Consider the following 9,388-nt stretch of genomic DNA (forward strand, 5'->3'; position numbering starts at 1 on the left):
TGGAACTCGGCTGCGCCGGCGTGCTGATGAACACGGCGATTGCCGAGGCCAAGGACCCGATCATGATGGCCCGCGCCATGAAGCTGGCGATTGAGTCGGGGCGGCTGGCGTACCGGGCCGGGCGCATGGGTAAGCGGCGTTACGCTGACCCGTCGAGTCCACTCGCTGGGTTGATTTGAGGGCGAGCAGCGCGCCAAACTGCACCAATAATATGAGTACGAGGCGATCCGCGACCTGATCCGCCGCGCGCAAGCGCGAACGTTCGAAGTCGATGCCATCCGGCAAGCCCTGATCGACGGCGAGCAAAGCGGCGAGCCCGAGCGGTTCGACTTTGCCACCGTCAAGCAGCGCAAAGCCGCGCTGCATGGCTGAAGCGCGGCTGAGCCCACGGGCGCAGCGCGATATACTCTACTGCGCCGCCAGATGAATCGCATTGCCGACCAGCACCAGCCGCCCGACCGCATCGCGCACCTCGGCGCGCAGCCAGCCGGGGCGGGTGATGGGGGCGTCCATCGCCAGCAGCGTGTCCGGCCCGGCGACGGTGCGGGGTGGTTGGGGGGTGCCGTTGATGATCAGGGTGATGGTGCAATTCGTGCAGCGGGTGAGGGCGATCTCGACCGGAAGCTCCGCGCCGGTGGGCAAGCGCGCGGTGCCGCCCATGGGGATTTTGCCGGCCGGCGTGAGCGCGAACAGCTCGAGCGTGCGCCCCGCAGCGGCGTCAGCATCCACAAACACGCGGCCGCTGCGCAGGCCGGCCATGATGGCGGGCGTCGAGAGCGCGTCGGCCCAGATGGCGGTGACGACGGAGCCGATGGCGCGGGGATCGGGCGCGGCCAGCGCCGGATCATGATTGTCGCTGCCGGCGATTGGTGCGAGGCGGTGGCCTTCGCTCAGCAGCTTCTCCCAATACTTGATGCCTGACAATGGCGTGTCGAGCCGGCCGCCGGTGATGGCCATGGCGCCGCCGTTGGCGATCTCGATGGCGGTGATGCTGCGCCAATCGGTGCCCGGCAGCGTCCAGCCGCAGCCCATGCAGGCCGCGCCTGATGGCAGCGCCGGGTGATTGACCGAGATGACCCCGCCCAGCTTCGCCATGGCCCGGCTCCAGGCGGCGCCATCGGGCATTTGCGGCGTGCCGATACGAAATTCGGCAAGAGCGGTCACGCCCAGCACATTGGCGTGGCCTTGAAACGTCGTCACCTCCTGGCCGGGGATCAGCAGCAGCCGCGAGAAGGCCGGTTGCAGGCCGGCCAGTTCGGACAAATGCGAGACGGTGTTGTGATCGGTGACGGCAAGGAAATCGAGGCCGGCGCGGGCGGCGGCTTCGACGCTGCGATAGACAGGGCAGGGCACGCGCGTGCCGGCATCACTGGTGCAGGTGCCGTCGCTGTGGCCGCTGTGGCTGTGCAGATCGCCGCGAAACCAGCCGGGGCCGCTGCGTAGCGGTGTGGCGGCGGGCGGGGCAGCGGCGGGCGGGCCGGCGCGCTCGAAGCTTATGTCGGCGCGCCAGTCGCTGCGGCTGCCCGGCCGGGCATTGGGCACGCCCATCAGCAGGGTGAAGCGGCGGCCGGCGACCGGGCCGGCGAGGTAGGACGGCGTCGCCACCGTGTCGCCGACGACGAATTGCGCCTTGTTGCCGCCGCTCCAGCCGCGGAAGCGTTGATCGTCAAGCAGGCCGAGATCAATGACGGTGCCGCCGCTGCGATCATAAGTGAAATCGACGCTGATCGCAGTGACGCCGGCGGGCACGGCGAAGGGCTTGGCGATGAAATGCTGGTGATCGGCGCCGGTAATGGTGCCGCCCAGCCGCAGGTCAGGCTCGGCGGCGATGGCGGGCTGCATCAGGCCCAGCAGCAGGGCGAGGAAAGCGCGCGAGGCTGCGCCCGGACTCACAAATGCGGCCGTAGCACGCCGATCACATCTGCATAAAGTTCGCGCTTGAACGGTGCGGCCATGTCCACCAGCGTGTCCATGGCGCTCCATTTCCAGTTTCGAAATTCCGGGTGCGCCGTGGCGATGTTCACATCGGCATCGGTGCCGTGGAAGCGCAGGGCGAACCATTTCTGGCGCTGGCCGGCGAATTTGCCTTTCCAGAGCTGGCCGACCAATTCGTTCGGCAGATCATAATAATGCCAGTCCGGCGTTTCGCCGAGCAAGGACGTCAGCGCCGGATCAATGCCGGTTTCTTCCTGCAATTCGCGCAGGGCGGTATCGTAGGGGGTTTCGCCGGGATCGATCCCGCCTTGCGGCATCTGCCACGCCTCTACCATCTGATCGAGGCGCTGGCCGGTGAAAACCAGGCCATCCGCATTGACCAGCATGATCCCGACGCAGTCGCGGTAGGGCCGGCCGGAGGGATGTTCGCGCGGAATCGAGGATGGGGTCATGTGCCCTGCAACAGCAGCTTCAGATCGGCGGCGCAAGCCAGCAGATCGTCATGGGCGCTGGGGATGGCCTGCCGCATCGTGAAGCAGCCGTGGATCTGGCCGGCGGCCTCGTGATAGCTGACGCGCACGCCATGATCGATCAGGCGGGCGGCGTAGGCGCGGCCCTGGTCGCGCAGCGGATCGAGGCCGCAGGTGTTGACCAGCGTGGGCGGCAGGCCGGCCAGCGTGCCCGCAAACAACGGGCTGGCAGCCGGGCTGTGCATCTGGTCTTCGCTGCCGGCCATGTACAGGCCGATGAACCACGCCATCGCATCGGCGGTGAGCACATAGCCATCGGCAAATTCGGCCATCGAACCACCGGCGGCGGTCATGTCGGTGACCGGATAGATCAGCCATTGCGCCAGGATCGGGACGGGCAAGTGCCCGTGCAGCGCGTTGGTGACGGCCGCGGCCAGATTGCCGCCGGCACTGTCCCCCGCCGGGATCACGCCGGTGACAGCGCCGCCCAGTTCAGCCGGTGAGCTGGCGGCCCAGCGCGTGGCCGCCATGCAATCGTCGATAGCGGCTGGAAAGGCCGCTTCGGGCGCCATGCGATAATCCACCGACAGCACGCGCATCGCCAGCAGCCGGGCGATTTCGGCGCAGAGCGGATCATGGGTATCCAGATCGCCGATCACCCAGCCGCCGCCGTGAAAATACACCAGCACCGGGCCTGCTGCTTCGGCATTGGCCGGCGTGTAGAGCCGCGCCTTAATATCGCCGGGGATGGTCAGATCGCTGGCCGCAATCTCCCCGCGCGGCCGTTCCAGCATCTGGGTCATGCCGCTCATCATGGCGCGGCCTTCTTGCGGCGTCAGCGCGCTCAAAGGTGGGCCGGGCTGCGCGGCCATCATGCCAAGCAGGTTTTGCACGTCTGGACGGACATAAGGCATGTGGCGGCTCCCCGAGATTTTCACATGGTCTAACGTTGATTGCGATGGCGCGAAACTAACAGAGAGGAGGAGCAGCGGCGCTTATGGCTTCACCCACGCCGCCACTTCAGCGGCCAGGCGGTTGCTGGCGCGCGACAAGGCGGCGGCGACGGCGGCGGGCTGCTGGCTGCTCACGGGTTCCTGCGCAACGAAGCTTTTGAGCGCCACCGTGCCCGTGCTGCGCGGGCCGGCCAGCTGCGCATCATAGCGCACGCGCACGACAGCGGCGCTGCGCACATCCAGGCCGAATTCGCGCAAATGTCCGGTGAGCGTGCGCGCCGGGCTGGCACTGCCGCTGCGCGTGTCGAGCACGGGCACGCCCGCTGCGGCCAGGCGGTCGCTGAGCAGGCGCTGAAACTGGCGGCCCGGCTGTTCGGACCAGGCGGCGCCGGCCAGATATTGCACGCTGGCGCCATCGATCTGCACCGGCAGACGCAGCGTTTGCAGCTCGGCCGGCACATCGGGCACGGCTACGCCAAGTGTGTCAGACAGGGCGGCCGGCCCCTGCCACTGCGGCGGCGGCGCATCGCTGCGCAGCACCAGCAGCGCGGCCGGCGGCGGCGCATTGCCGCCCACCTGCACCAGTGGGCCGCACGCGGCGAGGCCGCAAACCAAAAGCAACAGCAGCGGGCGGATCATTCGGGCTCCTCCTTTGGAGGCTGATAATCGGGCAGCTTGCGCCCGCCGAGCAGGGCGCCGGCCGGGTCTTCATCCAGCTTGGCCGCGATCGCGCCCAGCCTTGCCGTGGTTTCGCGCAGTTCGCGGATCAAGTTGGTCACTTCCGGCATGGTCTGGTTCGACAATGTGTCGATACCGGGCTGCGCGCTGGCGGCGATGGCATCGACGCGGGCCATGGTTGCCTGCGCACTGGCGGCGGCGCGGCGCAGATCGGCGGCGAGTGGGCGAATATCACTGTCCACCACGGCCTGTCCCGATGCGGCCAGTGCATCCACCCGTTGCAACGCGGCGGTGGCCGCTGCCATGGTGGCACGTGCTTCGGTCAGGGCGGCGGCCAGATCAGGTGTGCTTCTGGCCAGCGCCGCCGTGGTGGCATCCAGATTTTTGAGCAGGCCGTTCAAGGCCGCACGGTTTTCATCGCGCAGCACATCATTCAGCCGATCGGTCAGCTTGGCGACATTGGCGACGATTTCCGGCGCGGTGTTGAGCAGTTCGCCAAGGCCGCCGCCGCGCGGCGGGATCTCCGGCACGCCGTAGCGGCCCAATTTCGTGATCGGATCCGCGCCCTGCATCACACCGCGCAGCTGGATTTGCGACACGCCCGTAAAGCCGACGCCTTCGACAGCCGCCGTGGTGCCTTTCAAAACCGGCAGATCCGGGCTGACTTCGATGCGCACCCGCACCAATTGCGGCGATTCCAGCGGAATGCGGATTTCGGTCACCTTGCCCACTGGCACGCCGTTGAACACCACAGGCGATCCCACTGCCAGCCCGTTCACCGATTGGCCGAAAAACACATCGAATTTCTGATGATCACTGCCCGAATAGCGTGACAGCCACACCACCATCACGACAATGCCCAGCGCCATGGCCAGCGCGATGGCACCCACAATCACGAAATTGCTGCGTTTTTCCATCAGGCTGCACTCATGGCTGGGATGCTGGCATCGGCGGCGCGGCCGCGCGCACCGGCAAAATACTCCTGAACCCACGGATGATCAAACGCCCGCAGCTGTTCGATGGTGCCGCAGGCCAGCACGCGGCCTTCGCCCAGCACGGCCACCCGGTCACAAATCGCATGCAGCGTATCGAGATCGTGGGTAATCAGAAACAGCGTCAAACCCAAGGTTTCCTTGAGTAATTTTATCAAACCGTCAAAGCCGGCGGCCGAAATCGGGTCCAGCCCGGCGGTTGGTTCATCCAGGAACAGCAGCGGCGGGTCCAGCGCCAGCGCGCGCGCCAGCCCAGCGCGTTTCTTCATGCCGCCCGACAGTTCGGACGGGAATTTTGCGCCGGCATCATCGGGTAGCCCGACCAGCCGCAGCCGCGCCGCCGCCAGGCCAGCCAGCACGCTGCCCGGCAGATCGAGATATTCGCGCATCGGCACTTCGATATTGTCCGCCACGCTGAGGCCCGAAAACAGCGCGCCTTCCTGGAACAACACGCCCCATTGCCGGCGCAAGGCACGCTGCGCGGCGGGATCAGGATCAAGCGCATCGCGGCCAAAGATGCTGATCTGCCCGGCGCGCGCCGGCTGCAGCCCGATGATGGTGCGCATCAGCACGGATTTGCCGCTGCCCGATCCGCCAACCAGGCCCAGAATCTCGCCGCGCGCCACATCGAGATTGAGGCCATCATGCACCAGCCGGTCGCCAAAGCCGGTGACCAGCCCGCGCACGCGCAGCGCGACATCGGCGCCGTCCGGCAGCGTCGGGCTCAAATGGGGCTGCGCATCGGCCATCAGTTATAGCCCAGCGAGCTGAAGAAAAAGGCGAACAGGGCATCGAACACGATCACCACGAAAATCGATTCCACCACGGCCTGGGTGGTGCGTGCGCCCACCGATTCGGCATTGCCGGTGACATTGAAGCCGTGAAAACAGCCCATCAGGGCGATGATGAAGCCAAACACCGGCGCCTTGACCATACCGATGACGAAATCCGACAGTGGGGTGACTTCCTGCAGGCGCTGCACATAGGTTCCGGGTGGCATATCCAGTTGCAGCCACACAAACAATCCGCCCGCCACCAGCGCGCACAGAATGCCGTAAAAGGCCAGGCCCAGCATCATCAGCGAGCAGGCAATCACGCGCGGGATCACCAACACTTCGATGGGATCAAGGCCGATGGTGCGCAGCGCATCGATTTCCTGATTCAGCTTCATCGATCCGATCTGTGCTGCGAACGCCGATCCGGATCGGCCCGCCACCATGATCGCGGCCAGCAAGATGCCCAGTTCGCGGCTGGTGGAGCGGCCGATCAGGTTGACGGTGAAGACTTCGGCGCCGAACTGGCGCAATTGCACCGCGCCTTGCTGCGCCACCACCAGCCCGACCAGAAACAACAGCAGGCCGACGATGCCCAGCGCGTTGACGCCGATGGCTTCGGCTTGGTGAATGACAGCATGGCCGCGCAGCGGGCGCCGGCCGATCAGCGTCAGGCCCAAAACCACCAGCACCTGGCCCAGAAAGGCGACAAAATCGGCGGTGTTGCTGGCCTGTGCCGTCACCGATCGGCCGATGCGTTCCAGCCGGTCGATCACGGATTGGCCGCGCTTCCGGCGCTTGGTGAGCAGCGGCGCATTGGCCAGCGCGCCGACCAGGCTTGCAACATCGGGGGATGCCCCGATCAGCCGCGCCGGTATGCCGGCGCCCTGCCAGCGTTGCATCAGGCCGGCGATGGCCCAGGCGCCGGCGGTATCGATGCCGGTCACGCCGCTCAGATCGATGGCCAGCGCCGGCCCGGCGGGCGGCTGCACCCTGAGCGCTTCGTCCAGCGGCATGATGGCATCCAGCGTCAAGCGGCCGGAGACTGTTACCGACGGTTCGGCGGAGCCGAGGGGAGCGACAGATGGTTCGGCGGCGCCACCCGAAGACGTGCCGTTCGACCAGTGCACATCCCAAGGCTTGGTGGTAACCATCGCGCGCAAACTGGGCTATATGCCGGCAAATGCCAAGTGTCCCTTTGTCCGCCGCGCGCAGCGAAGTTGCGGTTTATGATCTTGATCGCACCTTGACCGACAGCGGCAGCTGGGTGCCGTTCCTGCGGTTCTGGGTGCTGCGGCAGGCACCGTGGCGGGCGCTGCTGCTGCCGATGGTGGCGATTGGCGGGTTGGCGCACACGCTGGGCTGGCGCACACGCGGCCAGATGAAAAGCTGGTCGCACCGCTGGCTGATCGGCCCGCGCGTGCCGGCGGCGCAGCTGGCGGCGGCGGCGGATGCGTTTGCCGATGGCTTTGTGGCGGCGCACGCGCTGGCGCCAGCGCGGGCTGCCATCGCCGCCGATGTGCTGGCCGGGCGCAGCGTGGTGATCGCATCGGCCAGCCATGCATTTTATGTGCGCGCCATCGCGGCGCGGCTGGGGGTGCAGCATGTCGTGGCCACGCAGGCGCGGCGCGACGGTGATTGTGTGCTGCCGGGGCTGGAGGGGGACAATTGCTATGGCGCGGCCAAGGCGGCGGCGCTGCGCCGCTGGCTGGCGAACAATGCAGTGCCGGGCGCCGTGGTGCATTTCACCAGCGACCATCACAGCGATTTGCCGTGTTTTGAACTGGCGCTGGCCAGCGGCGGCAGGGTGATGTGTGCCAATCCGTCGTCGCAGCTGCGCGCGATTGCAGCTGCGCGCGGCTGGCCGGCGGTGCACTGGGGCCGGATTCGCAGCAGCCTGCTGGAGCGCGCATGAAAAACCGCGCGAGGTCCCCGATTAAGGGCACCTCGCGCGGCAGATCGTCATTCAGTTTATTTGATTCAAGCGGCCACGCTGCGGCGGCGGCGCAGGCTGGCGCCCACGAGGCCGAAACCAGCGATCAGCATGGCCCAGCTGCTCGGCTCCGGAATGGCGGCGAGCTGCGAGGAAACGATGAAGTTCTTGTGGATATACACAGGCACATAACCAGAAAGCTCGCCGAACGAATTGTCCAAGCCCGGTGTTACATCGCCAAGGCCAAAGGTCAGGCCATAGCTGTTGATCGACGCCAGCTTGCCGTTCACGAAGCCGGGGCCGCCAGAATCGCCGCCGGCAATGCCGATTTCACGGGCGCCCACGCCACTGTTGTCGAAATTGGCGTTCCCGATCGGGCCCAGGCCCAACGCGTTCGCCAAGCGGCGCGATTGGCTTACTGCGCGCACGCCATTGTCGAAATCGCTGATGTAGCTTTTTTCAACTTCAGCGAAGCCGAAGAAGTTTTGGCCATCGAAAGCCCCGCCAACGTCACGCGTGGTGAAGAAGCCCTGGAACAAGGAATTGCCAAACGCGTAGTCGAAAATATTATCGCCTTCACGCAGGTAACCGGTGCCCGCGCCAGCACCGGCACCGGTGCCCAGCGTACCGCCCGAGATCGACCGTGTGCCATAGCCGGCAACGTTGACGCCGGTACCGGTCAGGCTGGTGGGCGTGAACAGGCTGTAGCGTTCAAACTGCATTGGCGCGAGCGCGCCGAGACGCAGGACGGCGATATCATTCTGATCGATCACTTCACCGGTGTAGCCCGGATTGATGAAATAGTGACTCACGTCGATTGCAACGCCAGGGCCAAACGGCGTGCGCTGGTCAGAATTGCCGTTGAAGAAATAGGCCGTGGTGCTGGTGGCATTGCGCAACCCATCGCTGCCGGCAACGCAGTGTGCAGCCGTGGCAATGTGCCGGCCGCCATTCAGCAGCGAGCCGGAGCAGATGAACGCGCCATCCGGCGTTTGCATGATCAGCGCGACAACGCCGCTCTTACTGGCGCTCGGCTTGTAGATCACGTCGCCGCCGCCGACATTGTTGGCGGGCGGATTGGGACGATTGCCGGGGCCGGCGGGCAACATCGGGTTCGGAAGCGGCCCGGCGGGCGACGCATCCGCAGTTGGCGTGACGCCAACAATGCGATTGGCCGCCGTCCAGGTCAGGCCGTCCGAGGTGCCGGTCACGGTGTTGCCGCTGCGCACGATGCTGCGGGTGATCGGATTTTCGGCGGCTGGCAGATTGGCGGCCTGGATGACGCTGCGATCCAGCGCGGCTGCTGGTGCGGCTGCAGTGACGGCCAGCAATATAGCGATATAGGATTTGTTAACTATGTGAAATTTTACCCCCTTTTGCAACACGACGCGTGCGGAAGTTATTCATGTTTCATTATGGTTACAAGTACAAAACTTTTTAATGACGACCGGCGCGCGGGGCAAATTGCTGCAGGTGTGCAGGCCAGCCTGCCATCGCAGCAGGCGCAGCAGAGCAAATGCCCGCAAAGCATCGCCAATTCCCAGCCACGCTGTGCGGCAGGCAGCACGCGCCGTCCGCTGGATCAGCTGCGCTCAAGCCGCCAATTTGCGCAGCACGTAGGGCAGGATGCCGCCGGCGTAATAATATTCCAGCT

At 66.0% G+C, this 9,388-nt stretch carries 10 protein-coding genes and 3 pseudogenes; 4 read left to right on the top strand and 9 right to left on the bottom strand.

The genetic code is table 11. The features are described 5' to 3' along the window. Both ABWP50_RS10840 and ABWP50_RS10845 read left to right on the top strand, forming a co-directional pair. A pseudogene (locus ABWP50_RS10840) lies at nt 1-179 on the top strand (sulfur carrier protein ThiS); the annotation flags it as partial. 46 nt (nt 180-225) lie between these two features. Then, nucleotides 226-372, top strand: coding sequence for a ribbon-helix-helix domain-containing protein (locus tag ABWP50_RS10845; protein WP_353218015.1), 147 nt, complete (start codon nt 226-228; stop codon nt 370-372). A gap of 36 nt (nt 373-408) precedes the next feature. On the opposite strand, the gene ABWP50_RS10850 is transcribed toward ABWP50_RS10845, so the two are convergent. From ABWP50_RS10850 to ABWP50_RS10880, 7 genes are all read right to left on the bottom strand, one after another. Continuing rightward, entirely contained in the window at nt 409-1,893 is a 1,485-nt protein-coding gene (locus ABWP50_RS10850) for a CehA/McbA family metallohydrolase (RefSeq protein WP_353218000.1), read from the bottom strand. Continuing rightward, nucleotides 1,890-2,387 (bottom strand): RNA pyrophosphohydrolase, encoded by a 498-nt coding sequence (locus ABWP50_RS10855; protein WP_353218001.1) that lies wholly within the window; start codon nt 2,385-2,387, stop codon nt 1,890-1,892. Before ABWP50_RS10855 ends, ABWP50_RS10850 begins: the two co-directional genes overlap by 4 nt. Further along, complete coding sequence (locus ABWP50_RS10860; RefSeq protein ID WP_353218002.1) at nt 2,384-3,319, bottom strand: alpha/beta hydrolase; 936 nt, start codon at nt 3,317-3,319, stop codon at nt 2,384-2,386. The genes ABWP50_RS10855 and ABWP50_RS10860 overlap by 4 nt, the downstream gene beginning before the upstream one ends. Nucleotides 3,320-3,400: 81 nt before the next feature. Continuing rightward, complete coding sequence (locus tag ABWP50_RS10865) at nt 3,401-3,997, bottom strand: ABC-type transport auxiliary lipoprotein family protein (RefSeq protein WP_353218003.1); 597 nt, start codon at nt 3,995-3,997, stop codon at nt 3,401-3,403. Further along, the gene (locus ABWP50_RS10870) at nt 3,994-4,953 is read right to left on the bottom strand and encodes an MlaD family protein (RefSeq protein ID WP_353218004.1); all 960 of its coding nucleotides are present in this window, start codon (nt 4,951-4,953) and stop codon (nt 3,994-3,996) included. Before ABWP50_RS10870 ends, ABWP50_RS10865 begins: the two co-directional genes overlap by 4 nt. After that, nucleotides 4,953-5,756 (bottom strand): ABC transporter ATP-binding protein, encoded by an 804-nt coding sequence (locus tag ABWP50_RS10875; RefSeq protein WP_353218005.1) that lies wholly within the window; start codon nt 5,754-5,756, stop codon nt 4,953-4,955. The genes ABWP50_RS10870 and ABWP50_RS10875 overlap by 1 nt, the downstream gene beginning before the upstream one ends. 20 nt (nt 5,757-5,776) lie before the next feature. Further along, entirely contained in the window at nt 5,777-6,955 is a 1,179-nt protein-coding gene (locus ABWP50_RS10880) for an ABC transporter permease (RefSeq protein ID WP_353218006.1), read from the bottom strand. 29 nt (nt 6,956-6,984) lie between these two features. Here ABWP50_RS10880 and ABWP50_RS10885 point away from each other — a divergent pair, with 29 nt between their 5' ends. Further along, nucleotides 6,985-7,716: an HAD-IB family phosphatase gene (locus ABWP50_RS10885; protein ID WP_353218007.1), complete on the top strand. Its 732-nt coding sequence runs from the start codon at nt 6,985-6,987 to the stop codon at nt 7,714-7,716. 65 nt (nt 7,717-7,781) lie between these two features. Here the strand turns inward: ABWP50_RS10885 and ABWP50_RS13615 are convergent. Next, a pseudogene (locus tag ABWP50_RS13615) lies at nt 7,782-7,886 on the bottom strand (PEPxxWA-CTERM sorting domain-containing protein); the annotation flags it as partial. A gap of 489 nt (nt 7,887-8,375) precedes the next feature. Next, a pseudogene (locus ABWP50_RS13620) lies at nt 8,376-8,843 on the bottom strand (trypsin-like serine protease); the annotation flags it as partial. 306 nt (nt 8,844-9,149) lie between these two features. Between ABWP50_RS13620 and ABWP50_RS10895 the strand changes: the two are divergent. Continuing rightward, on the top strand, nt 9,150-9,388 hold a 239-nt coding region (locus tag ABWP50_RS10895; protein ID WP_353218009.1), incomplete at its 3' end, for a hypothetical protein.

This window comes from Sandarakinorhabdus sp. (genome assembly GCF_040398645.1).
Lineage (GTDB): Bacteria > Pseudomonadota > Alphaproteobacteria > Sphingomonadales > Sphingomonadaceae > Sandarakinorhabdus.